Source organism: Actinomycetospora sp. 2LY8.5, from assembly GCF_057180585.1.
Window position 1 is genome coordinate 1 of the sequence record NZ_JBXUHE010000030.1, and the last position, 20758, is coordinate 20758.

Below are 20758 nucleotides of genomic sequence, written 5' to 3' on the forward strand. Positions count from 1 at the left end.
GCCACAGCGGAGGGGAAACGCCCGGACCCATCCCGAACCCGGAAGCTAAGCCCTCCAGCGCCGATGGTACTGCGACCGACAGGTCGTGGGAGAGTAGGACACCGCCGGAACACCCGACCACCCCCACCACACCCCCACACCAAAAAAGGGGCGAGCACTCCCACCCAGGAGAGCCCGCCCCTTTTGGTGTCTCCGGTAGAGCCCGGGGCGTTGTCCGTCGCTCGGCCCAAGGGTATGCGGCGACCGGCCCAGAACCGGGGCCAGCCGGGCGACGAGTTGTCCCCACCCCGCCGGTTCATCCACAGCGCGCCGATCGACGCTCACGCTTCCCGTCGCACGACCGCGATGCTTCTCGCCGCCAGCCGGGAATCGTCCCGGCGCGGAGCGAGCGGAGTGCGACATGAACGAGACGATGGTGACGGTGACGGGCAATGTCGCCGGCGACGTGATCACCAAGCGGGTGGGCGTCAACCAGGAGCATCTCCTCGTGACCTTCCGGGTCGCGAGTTCGGAGCGCAGGTACGACAAGGCAACCGACACGTGGGTCGACGGTGACCGTTTCACGGCGCTGGTGAACTGCTGGCGGCGCCTGGCTGACGGTGCGCGGCTCCTCGTCAAGGGCGACCCGGTCGTCGTGACGGGGCGTCTGTCGGTGCGCGAGTACGAGGTCGAGGGCGTGCGGCGGTACATGACCGAGATCAGCGCGACGGCGGTCGGCCCCGACCTCGGTCGGTGCACGGCCACGGTCAACCCGTGGCGCGCCGGGGCGATCGAGGGCGCCGCGGGCGTGGTCGGTGATTCGGACGCCGGCGCCGGTATGGGCGCACCCGAGACCGCCGGGCCCGTCGCGGAGGCGGGCGCGCCGGGCGGACCGGTGGGCGACCGTTCGGGGTCCGCGGGCCGCGACGACGTCGAGGGGATCGAGGGGGTCGACGGGTCGGTGGAAGCGGGCGACGCCGCGCCGGAGGGCGCAACGGTGACCGGGATCGCTGCCGGGGAACGCCGCCGGTCCGCCTCCGCACGCGCGAGCGCCTGAACCGCCGACTTGTATGGCTACCGGGACGGTGGAGGTAGTTGATCTAGCGTCCTCGCTGGAGCGCTGGCCGGTCTGACTCGTGAACCGCATGCCGCTTTCGGGCTGGCTGACCCGGGGTTGGTCGCGCCGGCCAGCGCTCCAGGCCGTGGTCTGACCCAACAGAGGAGAGTGTCCGGAGCTCCGGCGCTGGAAGTCGGCATGTCGTCCGCGGTCGCCCGCCCAGGTCGTCGAGCGAAAGGCACGTTGCCGTGGTCGTCATCGGGGTCGACCCCGACAAGCGCACGCACACCGTCAGCGCGCTCGAGCCGGGCACTCACCGGGTGTTGGCCAGCCTCGAGATCGAGGCGACGCTGGCGGGTGACCGGCGCCTGCTGCGGTGGGCCTCACGATTCAGCGAGCGACGGTGGGCGGTGGAGAATGCCCGCGGGCTGGGCTCTCATCTGGCGGGATGGTTACTCGCTTTGGATGAGTCGGTGCACGATGTGGCAACGACAGCCACAGCGCGAGTCCGGGAGCTCTCCCGAGGTGGACGCCGCAAGAACGACGTCATCGACGCCGCAGCCGCGGCCAGCGTCGCGCTGCTCGCCGGCGACGCCAGGCCTGTGGCCGCCGAGGACCTGACCACCGTGTTGGCATTGCTCGACGAGAGGCGCGCGAACCTGGTCGCGTCACGTACCCGTTCGATCAACCAGCTCCATGCCCTGCTGCGTGATGTGGTGCCCGGCGGCGCTCGCACCGATCTCACCGCAACCGCCGCGGCCAAGATGCTGGCCGCCCTCCGGCCGGCAGGGCCGGTCGAGACTGCCCGCAAGACCCTCGCCCGCGACCTCGTCGCCGAGGTCCGCGACCTCTCCGCCCGACTCAAGAGGATCACCACTGAGATGTCGCGTGTGCTGGGCGAGCACGGCACCAGGCTCACTGAGCTCGACGGTGTCGGCCCGGTGGTCGCTGCGCGGCTGCTCGGGCGCACCCGCCGCGCCGGGCGGTTCCCGAGCGCGTCGGCGTTCGCGAACGACGCCGGCGTCGCTCCGGTCGAGGTCGCGAGCGGCGGGCGGGCACGGCACCGGCTGCCCTGGGGTGGAGATCGTCAGCTCAATCTCGCCCTGCACGTCATCGCGCTCACCCAGGTCCGCATGCGGACCAGCGCGGGCCGGGCCTACTACGACCGCAAGATCGACGAGGGCAAGACCCACAACGAAGCCATGCGTTGCCTCAAGCGCCGCCTCGCCGACCGCGTCTGGCGCACCATGCTCGCCGACGAGCGACGATCATCAGCAGAAGGGCGGGCCCGGGAGGACACACGGGGGCGACTCTGTCGTCCAGCGCGGCTGGCTCAACCCCGAACACCAGCTCTTCGGACAAGTCACTTCCCGGACCCGCCGCCACCGAGACTACGACCTCGCACCCTGCAGCTTGACAGACACAGAGGAACCCCGGGGCCGGGGGACGCCGAGTCGTGCCAACTACCATCGTGGGCGTGGCTGAGTTCATCTACACCATGAAGAAGGTTCGCAAGGCCCATGGTGACAAGGTCATCCTCGACGACGTCACGCTGAGCTTCCTGCCCGGCGCCAAGATCGGTGTGGTCGGTCCCAACGGGGCGGGCAAGTCGAGCGTTCTGAAGATCATGGCCGGACTCGACCAGCCGAACAACGGCGAGGCGTTCGCCGCCCCGGGTGCGTCCGTCGGAATCCTGCAGCAGGAGCCGCCGCTCAACGAGGAGAAGACGGTCCTCGGCAACGTGCAGGAGGGCGCCGGCGACGTCGCCACCAAGCTCGCGCGCTACAACGAGATCGCCGAGCTCATGGCGACCGACTACTCGGACGAGCTCATGGAGGAGATGGGCGGCCTCCAGGAAGAGCTCGACAACGCCGATGCGTGGGACCTCGACTCGCAGCTGCAGCAGGCCATGGACGCGCTGCGCTGCCCGCCCGGCGACGAGCCGGTCACGCACCTCTCCGGTGGCGAGCGCCGCCGTGTGGCACTGTGCAAGCTCCTGATCAGCAAGCCCGACCTTCTGCTGCTCGACGAGCCGACGAACCACCTGGACGCGGAGAGCGTCCAGTGGTTGGAGCAGCACCTGGCGAGCTACGAGGGCGCCGTCCTGGCCGTCACCCACGACCGCTACTTCCTCGACAACGTGGCGGGCTGGATCCTCGAGCTGGACCGCGGTCGAGCCATCGGCTATGAGGGCAACTACTCGGTCTATCTCGAGAAGAAGGCCGATCGGATCGCCGTCCAGGGCCGGAAGGACTCGAAGCTGCAGAAGCGGCTCAAGGACGAGCTCGCCTGGGTGCGATCCGGCGCGAAGGCGCGGCAGGCGAAGAGCAGGTCGCGTCTGGCTCGCTACGAGGAGATGGCCGCCGAGGCGGAGAAGACGCGCAAGCTCGACTTCGAGGAGATTCAGATCCCGCCGGGCCCGCGTCTGGGCAACGTGGTGGTCGAGGTGAACCACCTCGACAAGGGCTTCGACGACCGGCTGCTCATCAAGGACCTGTCGTTCTCCCTGCCGCCCAACGGCATCGTCGGCGTGATCGGGCCCAACGGTGTCGGCAAGACGACGCTGTTCAAGACGATCGTCGGGCTCGAGAAACCCGACTCCGGCGACGTCCGGGTCGGCGAGACGGTCAAGCTGTCCTACGTCGACCAGGGACGAGAGGGCCTGTCCGGCACGGAGAACGTCTGGAAGGTCGTCTCCAACGGCCTCGACTTCATCCAGGTCGGCAACGTCGAGATGCCCTCTCGGGCCTACATCTCGGCGTTCGGCTTCAAGGGACCCGACCAGCAGAAGCCGGTGAACGTGCTCTCCGGCGGCGAGCGCAATCGGCTGAACCTGGCGATGACGCTCAAGCAGGGCGGGAACCTGCTGCTGCTCGACGAGCCGACGAACGACCTGGACGTCGAGACGCTGTCGTCGCTGGAGAACGCGCTGGAGAACTTCCCCGGCTGCGCGGTCGTGGTGTCCCACGACCGCTGGTTCCTCGACCGCGTCTGCACCCACATCCTGGCGTGGGAGGGCACGGACGACCACCCGGCGTCGTGGTTCTGGTTCGAGGGCAACTTCGCCGACTACGAGGAGAACAAGATCCAGCGCCTCGGCCCGGACGCCGCGCGCCCGCACCGTGTGACGCACCGCAAGCTGACCCGGGACTGAGGACCGGCACACGGTGGAGGGGTCGGCGCGGCAGCCCGCTGTCCACGGGCTCAGTGCGAGCGCGATCCTCGAGGTCGCCGAGGGTCTGCGGTGGACGGACCCGGCGCTGAGCGTCGCGCTGGCCGAGCACGTCGCGCGGTCGGCGGGCGACGACGCCGGCGCGCGGAACGCGGCCGAGCGCTCGGCCGTGCTCGCGCTCGGCCAGTCGGACCGGGCGGCCGCGCTGATCCTGCGCGCCGTGCCGCAGCTGCGCGACGCCGAGCGAGAGGCACGCGCAGCCGACGCCGCCGTGCTGCGCTGCGAGCTGGCCCTCGCGGCCGTGCGGTGCGAGGAGGTCGAGGCCGCGGAGGCCCTGCTGGGGCCGCTCGCGGACGGCCAGGTCCTCCCCGCGGCCGTGCGGGCGGACGCCCTGGTCGCGTGGGCGGCGGCACGCGCGACGCGGGGGGACGTCCCCGGCGTCGACGCCGCCGCCCGCCAGGTCGAGGACCTGGTCGGGGAACCGAGCGACGACGTCCGCCGCCTCGCCGTGCAACGGTCCCGGGCACGAGCTCGGCGGGTGGCGGGCGACGCGACCGACGCGCTCGCCGTCCTCCGGAACGCCACGATCGACGGGGGCGGGCTCGACGGGGGCCGGCTCGACGGGGGCCGGGAGACTGCGATGCTCGTCGCAGACCAGGTCGAACTGCTCGCGGAGCTCGGTCGCCTCGACGAGGCCCGCGAGGTCGGCGAGCCGTCGCTCGCGGCGACGCCGCAGGCCACCACCGCGTTCGCGGTGGGGCGGGTGCGCTGCGCGCTGGCGCGGCTCGTCGCGCTCCCTGCCGGTGACCTCGACACCGCCGCGCGACTGGCACGTGAGGCCGAGACCGACCTGATCGAGCGCGGCCACGAGGCCCAGGCCGCCGAGGCGATCGAGGTGCTCGCGGAGGTCGCTGCTCGACGGGGTGAGAGCCGCCACGCGCTCGACGAGCTACGGCGCGCCCACGCCCACGCGACGGCGGCGCGCGAGGAGACCACCCGGGCGCGGATCGCCCTGGCCGTGGCCCTCGCCCGGACCGAGCCGCCGCCGAGCCCCCACGACACACCGAGCCCGTCGGACGCCGACGGCGCCGGTTCCGCGCCCGATCCCGACCCGTGGGCCGAGGCCCGTGCCTCCCTCGCCGCTCTGGCCACATCGGGGGTGGGTGAGGACGGCAGCGAGTCGCCGGCCGACGCGCTCGCCGCGACGCTCGCGTCGACCATGCCCGGAACCGTCGAGGAGTTCGGGTCGGTCCGGGGCGAGGTGACCGCCGACCCGCTGACAGTGGCTCCGCCGGTCGAGGACGAGGCGGCTCCGGAGCCGCCTCGCCGGCGGCGAGGCCGTTACCGTGACGACGACGATCCGGGCGAGGCTCTGGCCGCGGCCCTGGCTGCTGCTCGCGAGGGCGGGATCGACGCGTTCGCGGCGGCGTTGACACCGCAGGCCGACGCCACCGACGACGAGGGGCGGGATCAGGCGCGGGACGACACCTCGGGGGACGGCGCGGCGGAGGCCCGCAGCCGGCGTCTCGAGCGTGCCCGCGCCCGGTGGGAGACGAGCGACTCCCTGCTCCCGCGCCGCCCCGAGCCGCGGAGCGGAGTCGCCGGCGACGTCTCCACGGCACTGGGTGAGCGGACGGACGGCGAGGCACCGCGACCGTCCGCGGGCTGTCCCGACCCAGGCGATGCCGTCGGCGGTAGCGAGCGACACCGGCGTCGGTCGGACCCGCTCGGCGCTCACTCCGACGAGGGCAGGCCAGACGGCGACACGCTGCCCCGTGCCGCGGGCCGCTCGGACGCGAGCGGAGGCGAGGGCCGGTACCGGCGGGCCGAGGACGACATCCTCGGACACTCGCCTCCGAGCAACGGCCACGGGGTCGTGGGCGGCGGGCAGGTCATGAGAGGCTCGGAGAGTTCGTGGTCCTGCGTGAACGACCGCGCGCATGGAGCCGGCCACGCGGTCCACGTGGCCGTGACCGGGAACGCTGATCTCACCGGGCACACCGGCGCGGGACCTCGTTGCGAGGACGAGACCCGCGGGGACGGCCGCCGCGAGGGCCGGGGCGACGAGGACCGACCCGCCGAGCGCCGGTCCGACGAGCGCCGCGACCACCGGGACGACCCCGTGACCCCCGCCGGACGCCGGGGCGAGGGGCTCGCGGCGGGGACGTCGACGACAGGCGTCGACGACGACGAGTACCGCCGTGAGCTGGCGCTGACTCTGGTCGACCTGCTCAGCGAGTACCAGGACGCAGCCCCACCGGCACCCCAGCCACCGCCTCCCGCGACCTCTCGGATCCACGGGCGCTCCGCCGCCACGAACGGGGAGGGACGGACGCGCTCGCCGGCGCGGGACGGAACCCGCAACGGGGTGCCCTCGGCTCGGCGGGCGGACGACTCCGGACCCCGGCTGGCGGACCTGCTCGCCGACGCGATGGACGCGTACCACTCCGCCGGCCACTCCGCCGGCCACTCCGCCGGCCACTCCGCCGGCCACTCCGCCGGCCACTCCGCCGGCCACTCCGCCGGCCCCGGCACGACGCCCGCGGACGATCGGCGGGCGCGCCGCTGATCGTCGGAATTCGAGCGACCGGGGAGACACGTCGCCCCGGACGTCCGGACGGCGGCGGCTCGGGGGCGGATCGTTAGGGTGGCGGGCGTGGACGCCCGGAGGAACGGCGACGATCCCAGGCCGAGTCGATGACGGCTCGACGGCCCCTGACGCGCGGAGGCGCGGCATGACGACGGGCACGGAGCCGGTCACCACGCCCCTGGACACCGGCGGGTGGCCGACCGACCGCGGGGTCCTGCGCACCGTGGCCGCGGAGCACCGCCCGCCCGACTCGGCGCTGGGTGAGCTCGCGGTCGCCTACTTCGACCGCGTGCCCGACGGCGAGCTCGTCGCGGATCCGGCGGACGCGCTCGCCACGGTGCGGGCCCACCGCAGCCTCGCGCGGCTGCGGGTGCCGGGCAAGCCGGTCACCGCGGTGCTCGACACCCCGGGTTCGGAGGGCCGGATCTCGGTGCTCGTCGTCACCGACGACATGCCGTTCCTCATCGACTCGGTGCTCGCCGAGCTCGACCGCACGGGCGCGAGCGTGCACCGCGTCGTGCACCCCGTGGTCGTGGTGCGTCGCGACGTGCGGGGCGAGCTGCTCGACATACTCCCGCTCGCCGACGCCGCGGCGCCGCCGCCCGGCACCGTCGCCGAGTCGTGGATGAACATCGAGCTCGGTGACCTGCCCGGCTCCGACCCGGCGCGTGATCTCGCCGCGGACCTGCACGCGCGCCTGTCGAGCGTGCTCACCGACGTGCGCGAGGTCGTCGAGGACGGCGACCGGATGAACTCGACCGCCCGCGCGCTCGCCGACGAGCTGGACGCCGCGGTCGGCCCGGACGACACGGCCGAGACCGCCGACACCGTCGCCCTGCTGCGATGGTTCGCGCAGGGCAACCTGATCATGCTCGGGTACCGGCGCCAGGAGGTCGTCGACACCCCGGAGGGCCCGGCGCTGCGCGGAGTCCTGGCCACCGGTCTGGGTGTGCTGCGCCGCGACAGCCTCGTCGCCCGCACCCTCACCGCGAGCCCGGACAGCGTCAGCCCCGCGGGCACCGGCGGCGACACGGCGTCCCGGCGGCTGCTCGTGCTCACGCGCGCCAGCGCCCGCTCGACGGTGCACCGCCCGGAACACCCGCTCTATGTCGGGGTCAGCATCTTCGACGAGGACGGCCGCCTCGTCGGCGAGCACCGGTTCCTCGGCATCCTGACCGTCGCCGCGCGCCACGCCGACGTGCTCGGCATCCCCGTGGTCTCGCGGCGGGTGCAGGAGGTCGTCGTCGAGGCCGGGCTCCCGGTCGACTCGTGGTCGGGGCAGCGCCTGCTCGAGGTGCTGCAGACCTACCCGCGCGCGGAGCTGCTGTGCACCGACCGCGCATCGCTGGAGGCCACGGCCACGGGAGTGCTCGACCTCGCCGAGCGGAGGCGGGTCCGGTTGTTCCTGCGCCGCGACCCGTTCGGCCGCTACTTCTCCTGCATGATCTATCTGCCGCGGGACCGGTACACGACCGCGGCGCGCCTGCGGATGCAGGACGTCCTCATGCGGGAGCTGCGTGGTACCGACCTCGAGCACACCGCGCGGGTCACCGAGGACCAGCTCGCCCTGCTCCACGTCACGGTGCACACCGGACGCGAGGATCCGGTGGCCCCCGACCTCGAGACGCTCACCAACGACCTCGCGGAGGCCGCGCGGACCTGGTCGGACCGCCTGCGCGAGGCCGCCAGCGGCGAGGAGCGGGCCGTCATCGCGGCGATCGGGGAGCCGTTCGCCGAGGCCTACAAGGAGGACTTCGGGCCGGAGCGGGGGCTGCTGGACCTGCGGGTCCTCGAGGGCCTGACGCCGGCCGGACGCGGAGCGCAGCGGAGCTCGACCACCGGTGAGGACACCGTGGGCGAGGGCCGCGACACCGCGGTGCGGCTCTACCGGCCGACCAACCCGGACGCGGGCGACCGGCGCCTGAAGCTCTACCTCGCGGGGCGCCGCGCGACGCTGTCGTCGGTGCTGCCGGCGCTGCAGTCGCTGGGCGTGGTGGTGGTCGACGAGCGGCCCTACGAGGTCACCCGCGGCGACGGCGTCACGTGCTGGATCAACGACTTCGGTCTGCGCCTGGGCGGCGCGGACACCGTGCCGCCGGGCACCGAGCACGACCTCACCGAGCGGTTCGCCGACGCCTTCGACGCCGTGTGGAGCGAGCTCGCCGGCGCCGACGGGTACAACGCGCTCGTCGTGCGCGCGGGCCTGACGTGGCGCCAGGCGGCGGTGCTGCGGGCGTTCTCGCGGTACCTGCGCCAGATCGGCAACTCCTACGGACAGAGCTACATCACCGACGTCGTCGGCGCGCACCGCGACGTGGCGGTGGGCCTCGTCGAGCTGTTCGAGGCCCGGTTCGACCCCGCGCTGGACGACGACGAGCGCGCGCGTCGGGTCGCCGAGGTCGACGGCCGCGTGACGGCGGCGATCGCCGAGGTCACGAGCCTCGACGCGGACCGCATCCTGCGCTCGCTGCTGGGCGTGGTGCGGGCGACCCTGCGCACCAACTACTTCCGGACGCCCCGCCGCCCGTTCCTCGCGCTGAAGCTCGACCCGGCGCAGGTGCCCGGCGTGCCCGACCCGGCGCCGGCGATCGAGACGTTCGTGTACTCGGCGCGGGTCGAGGGCGTCCACCTGCGGTTCGGCGACATCGCGCGCGGCGGGCTGCGCTGGTCGGACCGCTTGCAGGACTACCGGACGGAGATCCTCGGGCTGGTCAAGGCACAGGCCGTGAAGAACGCGGTGATCGTGCCGGTGGGCGCCAAGGGCGGGTTCGTCGTGAAGCGCCCCCCTGCCCCGACCGGCGACGCCGCCGCCGACCGCGATGCCATGCGCGCCGAGGGTGTCACCTGCTACCGCATGTTCGTCTCCGGGCTCCTGGACCTCGTCGACAACCGGGCCGGGCACGCGGCGCAGTCGGCGACCCACACCCCGTCCGACGTCGTGCGCTACGACGGCGGCGATCCCTACCTGGTGGTCGCGGCCGACAAGGGCACCGCGACCTTCTCCGACGTCGCGAACGGCGTGGCCGGCGAGTACGGCTTCTGGCTGGGCGACGCGTTCGCGTCCGGCGGCTCGGTGGGCTACGACCACAAGGCCATGGGCATCACCGCCCGAGGCGCCTGGGAGAGCGTGCGCCGCCACTTCCGAGAGCTCGGCCGCGACGTCGCGAGCGACGAGATCATCGTCGTCGGCGTCGGCGACATGTCCGGCGACGTGTTCGGCAACGGGATGCTGCTCTCCGAGCACCTGAAGATCGTCGCCGCCTTCGACCACCGGCACGTCTTCCTCGACCCGGACCCGGACCCGGCCGTCTCGTTCGCCGAGCGCAGCCGCCTGTTCGAGCTGCCGCGGTCGTCGTGGGCCGACTACGACGAGACGCTCATCAGCGACGGCGGCGGGGTGTACCCGCGCACGATGAAGGCGATCCCGGTGTCGCCGCGGGCCGCGGAGGTCCTCGGCATCGACGCGGGCGAGCTCGACCCGCCGTCGCTCGTGCGCGCGATCCTGCGCGCGCCGGCGGACCTGCTGTGGAACGGCGGCATCGGCACCTACGTCAAGGCGTCGACCGAGACGCACGCCGACGTCGGCGACAAGAGCAACGACAACGTGCGGGTCGACGGCGACGAGCTGCGCGTCGCGGTGGTGGGGGAGGGCGGCAACCTCGGCCTGACCCAGCGCGGCCGCATCGAGTACGCGCGTCGCGGCGGCAAGGTCAACACCGACGCGATCGACAACAGCGCGGGCGTCGACTGCTCCGACCACGAGGTCAACATCAAGATCCTGCTCGACTCGCTGGTCGAGCGCGGCGAGCTCGCGCCCGCCGACCGTGACGAGCAGATCGCCGCGACCACCGACGAGGTCGCGGAGCTCGTGCTCGCCGACAACGTCAGCCAGAACGAGGTCCTGGGGGTGTCGCGGTATCACGCGGCGCCGATGGCGCACGTGCAGGAGTCGCTCGTCGACGACCTGGAGGCGCGGGGCCGGCTCGATCGTGAGCTCGACGTCCTGCCCACCGCCGAGGAGTTCGCCGCCCGTGTCGCCGCGGGGGAGGGCCTGTCGAGCCCGGAGCTCTCGACGCTCATGGCGCACGTCAAGCTCGACCTCACCGACGCCCTCGCCGCGTCGGAGGTGCCCGACCTCGAGGTGTTCACCCGGCGCCTACCGTCCTACTTCCCGGCGGTGCTCGCCGAGCGCTACCCGGAGGCGGTGGCGGCGCACCCGCTGCGCCGCCAGATCGTCACGACGATGCTGTCGAACGCCGTGGTCGACGGCGGTGGGCTGACCTACGTCCACCGCCTCTCCCAGGAGGTCGCGGCCACGCCGGGCGACGCGACGCGCGCCTACCACGTCGCCACCACGGTGTTCGGGCTCGACGTGCTCGCCGAGGACGTCGCGGCGGGGGACCGGACGCTGCCGACGCTGGTTGCCGACCGTCTCACCCTCGCCTCGCGCCGCCAGCTCGACCGTGCCGCGCGGTGGTTCCTCACCCACCGCCCGCAGCCCCTGGCGGTCGGCGCGGAGGTCTCGCGATTCTCGCCGTGGGTGGCGCAGCTGGCGCCGCGGGTGCCCGAGCTGCTGCGAGGCGCCGAAGCCGAGGGGCTCGCCGAGCGCACCCAGGCGTTCGTGGACGGGGGCGCGCCGGTCGACCTGGCCCGTCGGGCGGTCGGCGGGCTCTACGCGTTCGGCCTGCTCGACGTCGTCGAGATCGCCGAGTTCGCCGAGCGGGAACAGGGCGGGCTGCGCGCCGACGACGGTGAGGTCACCGAGGAGGAGATGTTCGCGGTGGCCGAGCTGTACTACGCGCTCTCCGAGCACCTCGGCCTCGACGCGCTCCTGACGGCCGTGGCCGGGCTCGAGCGCGCCGACCGCTGGCACGCGCTCGCGCGGCTGTCGCTGCGCGACGAGCTCTACTCCTCGCTGCGCGCGATCACCCTCGACGTGCTCGCGGACACCGGGTTCGACGAGTCCTCGGACGAGAAGATCGAGCACTGGGAGCAGGCGAACGCATCGCGGCTGATGCGGGCGCGCACGGCGCTCGCCGAGATCGCGAAGGTGGGTCACGCGGACCTCGCGACCGTCTCGGTCGCCGCCCACCAGATCCGCAGCATGGTCCGCTGACTCTTCCCACCCACGACCCTTCGGAGGAACACGCGTGGCGCCCTACGTCAACGACGTCGCGGTGCGCTGGTCCGACCAGGACGCCTACGGGCACGTCAACCACGCCCGCGTGGTGACGCTGCTCGAGGACGCCCGGACCGGCCTGCTCTTCGACGCCGCGACCAGGGCGGGCGTCGCCGCCTTCGAGGCCGGCCTGCTCGTGGCCACCCTGGAAGTGCGCTACCGCCGGCCGATCCGCTGGACGCCCGCCGGGGTGCGGGTGGAGATGACGGCGCACGACGTCAAGGCCGCGTCGTTCCTCGTCGCGTACCGGCTCCTGCTCCCCTCCGGCAGCGGGGACGGCGGGTTCGACGAGGCGAAGCCGGCGGCGACGGCGACCACCCAGCTCGTGCCCTACGACCTGGCGACCGAACGGCCCCGGCGGCTCACGGCCGAGGAGCGGACGTTCCTCGCCGAGTACGCCGGAGACGCAGCGCAGCGGAGCTCGACCATCGAGTCCGGAGACGCAGCGCAGCGGAGCTCGACCATCGAGTCCGGAGACGCAGCGCAGCGGAGCTCGACCATCGAGTCCGGAGACGCAGCGCAGCGGAGCTCGACCATCGAGTCGCAGTGACGCTCACGGTCCCCGACGCGGGCGACCGGGCGGCGCTCGCCGACGTCGTCGGGCGGGTCGTGCGTCTGGACCCGGCGGCGGTGGTGCGGCTCCGTGCGAGCGGGGGGACGGTGTCGCTGTGGGCCGGCACGCCGTTCGCGGTGCTGGTGACGTCCGGGGCGGCGGGCCGGGTGGCGCCCGCCGACGTCACGGTGATGGCGTCGGACCTGCTCGCGGCACTGTCGGTCGTCGACGCCCCGGAGCTCGACCCCGGGCCCGCCGTGGACGACCGCTGGCGTGGTGACCTCCCCGGCGAGCTCATCTGGGACGTCGTCGGCGCGATCCCGGCGGCCGAGGTCGAGGCGATCGTCGCTCGCGCCGACCCGTCGGGGCTCGACGCGACGGTGTGGGAGGAGGGCGGGGTGCGGGTGCCCGCACGCTGCGTCGTCGCGGTGGCAGGGATGGGCTGGCCGGAGGGCGGCGCGGCGGTGCCCGTCGCGCTCTCCGGGGGCGGGGCGTGGATGCGGCTGGACGTCGGCGGCGCGGCGATCGTCCGCCACCGTCGTCCCTCCCTCACCGTCCTCACATAGGCCGGTCGGCTAGGTCGGTCAGCGCAGGTCGGCGCGCAGGAAGTCCAGGGGCTCGTTCCAGGCGATGCGGGCCGGAGTCGTCGGTGCCTGCAGGGCGTCGCCTGAAGGGCGTCGAAGCAGCCATCACCAGGCCTTGTTCATCATGCTCGTCGCGGCCATCTCGAAGTACTCCCACATCTGGCGGCGCCGCTCCTCGGGCAGGTCGACCTCGTCGACGGCGACGCGCATGCAGCGCAGCCACGCGTCGCGCTCGAGCGGCCCGATGGGGAACGGGGCGTGCCGCATGCGCAGCCGGGGATGTCCGCGCTGGTGGGAGTAGGTCTGCGGGCCGCCCCAGTACTGCTCGAGGAACATCAGCAGCCGCTGCTCGGCCGGGCCCAGGTCCTCCTCGGGATAGAGGGGACGCAGGACGGGGTCGTCGGCGACCTGCTCGTAGAAGCGGTGCACGATCGCCACGAACGTCTCGTGCCCGCCCACGGCCTCGTAGAACGTGTCGGGTCGACCGGCCTGTGGTGCGCTCACCCCACCACCGTCCCAGATCCCGCGGTGGCGGGTGGGATCAGACCCGCCCCACTCAGACGGCGGGGGTTCCGGGCCCCGCGACGCCGGGGCGTCCCGTGAACGGGTAGGGCGCGGCCACCCCCGCCGCGTCGAGCTGGGTCTTGATCTCGGCGGCGACGGCGCGCTGCACGGCCCACTGCTCGCCCGGGCGTGTCTTGATCGTCAGGCGCATGAGCACGCCCTCGGCGGTGACGGACTGGACGCCGAGCATCTCCGGCGGTGCGATCACCTTGCTCGCGATCCCAGGCTCGGCGCATTCGGCGTTCGCGGCGCGCTCGGCGATCGCGAGGGCTTCGTCGACGTCGGCGCTGTGGCCCACGGGGGTGTCGACGACGGCGACCGAGTAGCCCTGGCTGGAGTTGCCCACGCGCAGCACCTCGCCGTTGCGGACGTACCAGACGGTTCCGGCGATGTCGCGCAGTGTCGTGACGCGCAGGCCGACGGCCTCGACCGTGCCGGTGGCTTCGCCGAGGTCGACGACGTCGCCCACGCCGTACTGGTCCTCGAGCATCATGAAGATGCCCGACAGGAAGTCGCGGACGAGGTTCTGCGCGCCGAACCCGATCGCGACACCGACGATGCCGGCCGAGGCGATGATCGGGGCGAGGTCGACCCCGAACTCGCCCAGGATCAGCACGAAGGCGACGCCGTAGATCAGGATCGTCGAGAACGACCGCAGCACCGAGCCGATCGCCTGCGCGCGCTGCGTACGGCGCTCGACCATCAGCGGGGCGGCATCGCGCAGCGTGCGGACCGCACGGTCGCGCAGAGGTCGCAGCAGCGCCGGGACCCGGCCCTCGCGGGCACCGTTGGTGAGCCGGGCGATCGCCCGGTGCACGGCGAACCGCAGCACGACCGCGACGACGATGATCAGCAGCACGACGATCAGGTGCGTGATCAGCTGGTCGGCCGAGCGGGAGAGCCAGTCGGTCTGGGTGAGCTCGTAGACCCGTTGGCAGAGCGACCCGGCGTCGGTCGCGCAGGCGGGCGGCGGGGACGACAGCGGGGACGACAGCGGGGACGACAGCGGGGACGACAGCGGGGACGACAGGGGCGAGGCGAAGTCGGGGGCCGGCTCGGGGCTCGGCGTCGGGGTGGCCGGGGGGCTGCCCGGAGAGGGCGTCGACAACGGCACGGTCACGTCGCCCGACGGTAGAGCACGCCCCGACCGGCGGCCGGGCCCTCCCGGCGCCACGGTGACGGGCGGGTGACGCGCCGATGCGTTCGGTGAGAACACACGTGCGATCGGGCCCGTTGTGTGGTCGACTAGGGCCAACTCGGCGGGAGGTGGTCGTGTGCACGAACGACAACCCGGCAGCGTGACTCCGCTGGTCAGCGAGGTCCCGCCCACCACCGCGCCACGCGGCGCGTTCGACCCTCCCGATCCCGTCCCCGAACTGACCGTCGCTCCCCCTCCCCCCGCCGACTCCCCGGACGATCCCCCCGCCCCGCCCCTGCCGTCGCCGCCCTGGGGCCGCCGCCGGGTCCTGCTCCTCAACGCCACCTTCGAGCCCCTCACGGCGCTGCCCCTCCGGCGCGCGATCGTGCTGCTGGTCTGCGGCAAGGCCGAGGTGGTCCACGGCGACGCCGCCGGGCTCGTCCTGCACTCGGCGACCGGTTCGGTCGAGGTCCCGTCCGTCATCCGGCTCTGCACTTACGTTCGTGTGCCGTACCGGGCGCGCGTACCACTGACACGGGCCGCGCTCATGCACCGCGACCGGTTCCGGTGCGCGTACTGCGGCGGGCGGGCCGAGACCATCGACCACGTCGTGCCGCGCAGCCGCGGCGGCACCCACACGTGGGAGAACTGCGTCGCCTGCTGCGCACGGTGCAACCACCGCAAGGCGGACAAGCTGGTCGCCGAGCTCGGGTGGCCGCTGCGCGTCATGCCGACCGCACCGCGCGGACGGCACTGGCGCCTGCTCGCCGGGCTCGTCGACGCCGACCCGCTCTGGCTGCCGTACCTGGGGGAGAGCGCGGCCTGACAGCGGCCTGACAGCGGCCTGACAGCGGCCTGACAGCGGCCTGACAGCGGCCTGACACGCAGCGCGCCCCGCGATGCGGCAGCATGGGGCAACCGTGAGCGATCTCCACGAGCTGAGCGCCCTCGAGACCGCCGCCGCGGTGCGGCGCGGAGACGTCACGGCCCTCGACGTCGTCGACGCGGCCCTCGCGCGCGCCGAACGCCTGGGGCCCGCCCTGGGGGCGTTCGCGGTGCTCACGGCCGAGCGCGCCCGCGACGCGGCCCGTGCGCTCGACCGGTCGGGGCTCGAGGGGACCGGTCCGCTCGCCGGGGTCCCGACGGCCGTCAAGGACCTGACGGCGACCGCCGGCGTCCCGACGGGCCGCGGCTCGGTGATCTACGACGGCTGGGTGCCCGCTCGCGACGACGACGTCGTCGGCCTGCTGCGCAGCGCCGGGACGATCAGCATCGGCAAGACCGCGGTGCCCGAGTTCGGGCTGCCCTGCTACACCGAGCCGGCCGGTGGGCCGCCGGCCGTCACTCCGTGGGACCGCACACGCTCGGCCGGCGGGTCCTCGGGTGGGGCCGCGGCCGCGGTGGCGGCCGGCATCCTGCCCGTCGCGCACGGCACCGACGGCGGCGGCTCGATCCGCATCCCCGCCTCGGTCTGCGGTCTCGTCGGGCTGAAGACGACCCGCGGACGCGTCCCCGCCGGCCCTGCGGGCGGCGACCCGGCGGGGCTCTCGGTGCACGGCCCGCTCGCCCGCACGGTCGCGGACGCCGCCGCCCTGCTCGACGCGATGGCCGTGCTCGCGGCGGGGGAGCCGTTCGTGCCGGCGCCGGCGCCCGGGGGCGGCTACCTCGGCGCGCTCGAGCGGCCGGCGCCGCGACACCGGATCGCGCTGGCCGTGGAGTCCCCGCTGGACGGGGTCGCGGTCGACCCCGCCTGCCGGAGTGCCGCCGAGGACGTCGGGGCGCTGCTCGCCCAGCTCGGCCACGACGTCGAGCCCGTCGCGATCCGCCTGCCCGACGCGGGCGTCGACGCGTTCCTGACGCTGTGGAAGGTGCTCTCGCTCGCCGACCCCGTCCACCCCGTCGACGAGCCGCGCCTGCAGCCGCTGACCCGCTGGCTGCGCGCCCGGGGTCGCGAGTGCGATGGGATGACGGCGATGGCGGCGCTGCACACGGTGCAGGGCGTGACCCGGGCGATGGTCGCCGAGCGCGCGGGCTACGACGCGGTCCTCACCCCGACCGTCGCGCTGCCCCCGCGCCCGGTCGGGTGGTTCACCGAGACCGGCGACCCCGCCGACGACTTCGCCCGCCAGATCGCCTTCACGCCGTGGAACGCGATCGCGAACATGACCGGCGAGCCGGCGATCTCGCTGCCGCTGGGGTGGGCCGACGGGCTGCCCCTCGGCGTCGCCCTGCGCGGGCGCCGAGGGGAGGAGTCGGTCCTGCTCGGGCTGGCCGCCGAGCTCGAGGCGGCGCGGCCGTGGGCGGACCGCCGTCCGCCCGAGGTGTGAGGACGCGGTCTACGACGGGACGTCGTGGGAGACATCCACTACGGTGCTGCGCGTGAGCCCGCTGACCACCTTCCTGCTCTACGGCGTGACCTCGCTCGGAGGGATCGGCCTCATCGCCCTCCTGACCCTCGTCCGCCCCTCGTCGCGAGGCGCGCGCTACCGCTCCGGCGACGCGTGGGACCACGAGCCGCTGTGGTGGATGGGCAACCCCCGAGGCTCAGGCGTCGCCGGGCCGACCGTCGAGGCCGTGCCGTCCGGCTCGGCCACCGATCACACCGCCCGAGGAGGCGCTCGTGGCACATGGTGAGGTCGTCCCGGCACGTCAGGACGCGCCGGGCGAGACCACCCGTCTGACCCGCGGCCCCGGTGTCCTCGAGGACCCGGTGTACGGACAGGCGCGCGTCGCCACCCTCTCCGGGCGGATCTCCGAGGCGAGCGACGTGCTGGCCGAGGACTCGCGCACCCCGTTCTCCGCCTCCCAGCTGTCCCGGCTCGACGAGGCGCTGACGCTGGCCTGTCGCGAGACCGGGCTGCTGTTCACCCTCTGGGTGGGCGCGCTCGGCGCCCGCTCGCGGGAGCGCGCCGAGGAGTTGCACGCCTCGCTGGGCGACCGTGCCGCCGAGTCGATCGTCGTCGCCGTGTCGCCGGGCGAGCGCGTCGTCGAGATCGTCACCGGGGCGGAGTCCAGCCGCCGCATCGACGACCGCGGCGCCAAGCTCGCGGTGATGAGCATGGTCGCCTCGTTCAAGGAGTCCGACCTCGTCGGCGGCATGGTCGAAGGCATCACCATGCTCGCCGACCAGGCCGGCCACGCCCACCCCTAGGCGCTCCGAAGTACTGGACGAACGCCCTATCGGCGTGCTCACGAGGATGTTCGCTGCTTCTAGCGCAGCGAACAGCGCGTTCGTTGCTTCCGGGAGGCCTCAGCCGCGGTCGAACTCCCGGGCCGCGAGGGCGCGGACGACACCGGCGCGGCCCTCGGTGACCAGGCGGCGCAGGGCCGGCGGGTGGTCGCCCGCGAGCCAGGAGTCGGCGGCCTCGACCGTCGCGGGCTCGACGGCCCAGGACGGGAAGAGGCCCTGCACCATCGGCTGCGCCTGCTCCGACGAGCGGCGCGCCCACACCTCGTCGACGACCGCGAAGTACTTCTCGACGTAGTCGGCGAGCAGCGCCTGCTGGGCGGGGTGCGAGAAGCCCATGATGATCGCGGCGTTGATCGCGTTCGGCAGGGAGTCGTCCTCGACGGCGCGCCGCCACGCTTCGGCCTTCGCCTCCGGGGTGGGGATCAGCGCCGTCGCCCGCTCGGCCATGCGGCGCCCGGTGGCGGTGTTGTCGAGCGCGTACTCCTCGTCGATCTCCGCCTCGCCCGCGGCGCCGTGGGCCACCAGCGCGTGCAGGAGCCGCCAGCGCAGGTCGGTGTCGACGGTGAGGCCCTCGAGCGGCGAGGTCCCCGAGCGCCACCCGGCGAGGGCGTCGATCGCCTCGGGGGTGAGCACCGACCCCGAGAGCGCGTTGACGATCGCGAGCTGGTGGTCCGAGCCCGGGTCGGCGTGCGCGAGCTCGAGCAGGCGCGCGACGAACGTCGGCCACCCCTCGTCGACCGCCCAGGCCGGCTCGGCGTACGAGGCGAGGGCGGTCTGCGCCTGCAGGAGCAGTCGCTGCACGACGCCGACCTCGGACTCGGCGGCGATCCCTCCGGTGACGAGGGCGACGAAGTCGCGGGCGCGCAGCTCGGCCTCGCGGGTCATCTCCCAGGCCGCCGACCAGCACAGGGTGCGCGGCAGGGGCTCGGCGATGTCGCCGATGCGGTCGATCAGCGTGGTCAGCGAGCGCTCGTCGAGGCGCATCGTGCAGTACGTCAGGTCGTCGTCGTTGACGAGCACGAGCGCGCCGGCCGGGACGCCGACCAGCTCGGGGACCTCGGTGCGCTCGCCGCTGACGTCGAGCTCCACGCGGTGCTGCCGGACCAGCTTGCCCGAGCCCCGCTCATCCCCTTCCTGGCTGTCGCCGTAGATCCCGACCGCGAGCCGGTGGGTGCGCAGCTCGCCGGCACCGGGCCGGGCGCCGCCCTGGACGACCTCGAACGCCGTGTACCGGCCGTTCTCCCCGACCGAGAACGACGGCGAGAGCGAGTTCAGCCCGGTGGTGCGCAGCCACTGCGCGCTCCAACCCGACAGGTCACGGCCCGACGCCTCGGTCAGCGCGCCCAGCAGGTCGTCGAAGGTCGCGTTGCCGTAGGCGTGGCGCGAGAAGTACAGCCGCAGCCCGGACAGGAACTCGTCCTGCCCGACGTAGGCGACGAGCTGCTTGAGCACCGACGCGCCCTTGGCGTACGTGATGCCGTCGAAGTTGACCTCGACGGCCTGCAGGTCGGGGATGTCGGCGGCGACCGGGTGGGTCGAGGGCAGCTGGTCCTGGCGGTACGCCCACGACTTCTCGACGTTGGCGAAGGTCGTCCACGCGTTGCGGTACTCGGTGGCCTCGGCCTGGCTGACGACGCTGGCCCAGGTGGCGAACGACTCGTTGAGCCACAGGTCGTCCCACCAGCGCATGGTGACGAGGTCGCCGAACCACATGTGCGCCATCTCGTGCAGCACCGTCTCGGCGCGGCGCTCGTAGAGGTAGCGGGTCACGCGGCTGCGGAAGACGTAGTCCTCGAGGAACGTCACCGCGCCGACGTTCTCCATCGCGCCGGCGTTGAACTCGGGCACGAAGAGCTGGTCGTACTTGTCGAAGGGGTAGGGCACCCCGAAGTTGCGGTGGTAGAAGCCGAAGCCCTGCTTGGTCTCGGTGAACAGCCGCTCGGCGTCCATGAACTCGGCGAGGCTCGAGCGGCAGTAGATCCCGAGCGGGATCGTGCCGTGCTCGTCGCTGTAGGTGTCGGTCCACTTGGCGTACGGGCCCGCGACCAGCGCCACGAGGTACGTCGAGATGCGCGGCGTCGTGGTGAACGTGTGCCGGGTGACGCCGCCCGCCGCCGAGGACGCCGAGGCCTCGGTGGCCGCGCCGTTGGCGATGACCTCCCAGCCGGACGGCGCCGTGACCGTCGCGGCGATGGTCGCCTTGAGGTCGGGCTGGTCGAAGCAGGCGAACATCCGCTTCGCGTCGGCCGTCTCGAACTGGCTGTAGAGGTAGACCCCGCCGTCGACGGGGTCGACGAAGCGGTGCAGGCCTTCGCCGGTGTTCATGTAGCGGCAGTCGGCGTCGACGACCAGCTCGTTGTCGGCGGCGAGGTCGGGGAGCGCGATCCCCTTCTCCTCGTCGTAGTCGGACACGTCGAGCGGGGTTCCGTTCAGCACGGCCGAGCGCACGCCGGCGGCCACGATGTCGATCCAGCTCGACGCGCCGGGCTGCGCACAGCGGAAGCGCACGGTGGTGATCGAGCGGAACGTGGACTCGCCGGGTCCGCCGGTCGCCGGGTCGGTGAGGTCGAGGTCGATGTCGTAGGAGTCGACCTCGAGCAGCTCGGCGCGCGTCGCGGCGTCGTCGCGGGTCAGGTTCGGGGCAGCCACGGCGACACCCTACGGCCGGTCCGCGCAGCCGAGCGGAGCCGGACCATGGACTGCGACCGGGAACATCACGGGGCGTCCCGGGGGTTGCCCCAGTGAGGACCTC

General features: G+C 73.5%; 14 protein-coding genes and 1 rRNA gene. 12 read left to right on the forward strand and 3 right to left on the reverse strand.

What is annotated here, in order from left to right:
- The 8 genes from rrf to AC2A1K_RS25385 all read left to right on the forward strand — a co-directional run.
- Nucleotides 1–110, forward strand: a 5S ribosomal RNA gene (gene rrf, locus AC2A1K_RS25350); the annotation flags it as partial.
- A gap of 290 nt (nt 111–400) precedes the next feature.
- The gene (locus AC2A1K_RS25355) at nt 401–1036 is read left to right on the forward strand and encodes a single-stranded DNA-binding protein (protein ID WP_483899115.1); all 636 of its coding nucleotides are present in this window, start codon (nt 401–403) and stop codon (nt 1034–1036) included.
- A gap of 248 nt (nt 1037–1284) precedes the next feature.
- A complete protein-coding gene (locus AC2A1K_RS25360) occupies nt 1285–2538 on the forward strand; it encodes an IS110 family RNA-guided transposase (protein WP_483899116.1) in 1254 nt (417 codons plus the stop codon).
- On the forward strand, nt 2514–4190 hold the full coding sequence (gene ettA, locus AC2A1K_RS25365) for an energy-dependent translational throttle protein EttA (protein WP_483899117.1): 1677 nt from the start codon (nt 2514–2516) through the stop codon (nt 4188–4190). The genes AC2A1K_RS25360 and ettA overlap by 25 nt, the downstream gene beginning before the upstream one ends.
- 13 nt (nt 4191–4203) lie before the next feature.
- Nucleotides 4204–6777: a hypothetical protein gene (locus AC2A1K_RS25370; protein ID WP_483899118.1), complete on the forward strand. Its 2574-nt coding sequence runs from the start codon at nt 4204–4206 to the stop codon at nt 6775–6777.
- 166 nt (nt 6778–6943) lie between these two features.
- Nucleotides 6944–11914: an NAD-glutamate dehydrogenase gene (locus AC2A1K_RS25375; protein ID WP_483899119.1), complete on the forward strand. Its 4971-nt coding sequence runs from the start codon at nt 6944–6946 to the stop codon at nt 11912–11914.
- Nucleotides 11915–11948: 34 nt separating this feature from the next.
- Nucleotides 11949–12527, forward strand: a complete 579-nt coding sequence (locus AC2A1K_RS25380) for an acyl-CoA thioesterase (protein WP_483899120.1) — start codon at nt 11949–11951, stop codon at nt 12525–12527.
- A complete protein-coding gene (locus tag AC2A1K_RS25385; RefSeq protein ID WP_483899121.1) occupies nt 12524–13096 on the forward strand; it encodes a DUF8010 domain-containing protein in 573 nt (190 codons plus the stop codon). Before AC2A1K_RS25380 ends, AC2A1K_RS25385 begins: the two co-directional genes overlap by 4 nt.
- A 123-nt stretch (nt 13097–13219) precedes the next feature.
- Here the strand turns inward: AC2A1K_RS25385 and AC2A1K_RS25390 are convergent, their stop codons facing one another.
- A complete protein-coding gene (locus AC2A1K_RS25390; protein WP_483899122.1) occupies nt 13220–13618 on the reverse strand; it encodes a globin in 399 nt (132 codons plus the stop codon).
- Nucleotides 13619–13670: 52 nt separating this feature from the next.
- On the reverse strand, nt 13671–14672 hold the full coding sequence (locus AC2A1K_RS25395) for a mechanosensitive ion channel family protein (protein WP_483899191.1): 1002 nt from the start codon (nt 14670–14672) through the stop codon (nt 13671–13673).
- A gap of 304 nt (nt 14673–14976) precedes the next feature.
- Between AC2A1K_RS25395 and AC2A1K_RS25400 the strand changes: the two genes are divergently transcribed.
- The 4 genes from AC2A1K_RS25400 to AC2A1K_RS25415 all read left to right on the forward strand — a co-directional run bounded on the left by AC2A1K_RS25400 (nt 14977) and on the right by AC2A1K_RS25415 (nt 17967).
- On the forward strand, nt 14977–15642 hold the full coding sequence (locus AC2A1K_RS25400) for an HNH endonuclease (protein ID WP_483899123.1): 666 nt from the start codon (nt 14977–14979) through the stop codon (nt 15640–15642).
- 94 nt (nt 15643–15736) lie between these two features.
- Entirely contained in the window at nt 15737–17143 is a 1407-nt protein-coding gene (locus AC2A1K_RS25405) for an amidase (protein ID WP_483899124.1), read from the forward strand.
- 52 nt (nt 17144–17195) lie between these two features.
- A complete protein-coding gene (gene ctaJ / locus AC2A1K_RS25410) occupies nt 17196–17450 on the forward strand; it encodes an aa3-type cytochrome oxidase subunit CtaJ (protein ID WP_483899125.1) in 255 nt (84 codons plus the stop codon).
- A complete protein-coding gene (locus AC2A1K_RS25415) occupies nt 17437–17967 on the forward strand; it encodes a DUF5130 family protein (protein WP_483899126.1) in 531 nt (176 codons plus the stop codon). Before ctaJ ends, AC2A1K_RS25415 begins: the two co-directional genes overlap by 14 nt.
- A 99-nt stretch (nt 17968–18066) precedes the next feature.
- On the opposite strand, the gene pepN is transcribed toward AC2A1K_RS25415, so the two are convergent.
- A complete protein-coding gene (gene pepN, locus AC2A1K_RS25420; protein ID WP_483899127.1) occupies nt 18067–20655 on the reverse strand; it encodes an aminopeptidase N in 2589 nt (862 codons plus the stop codon).
- Nucleotides 20656–20758 lie beyond the last annotated feature (103 nt).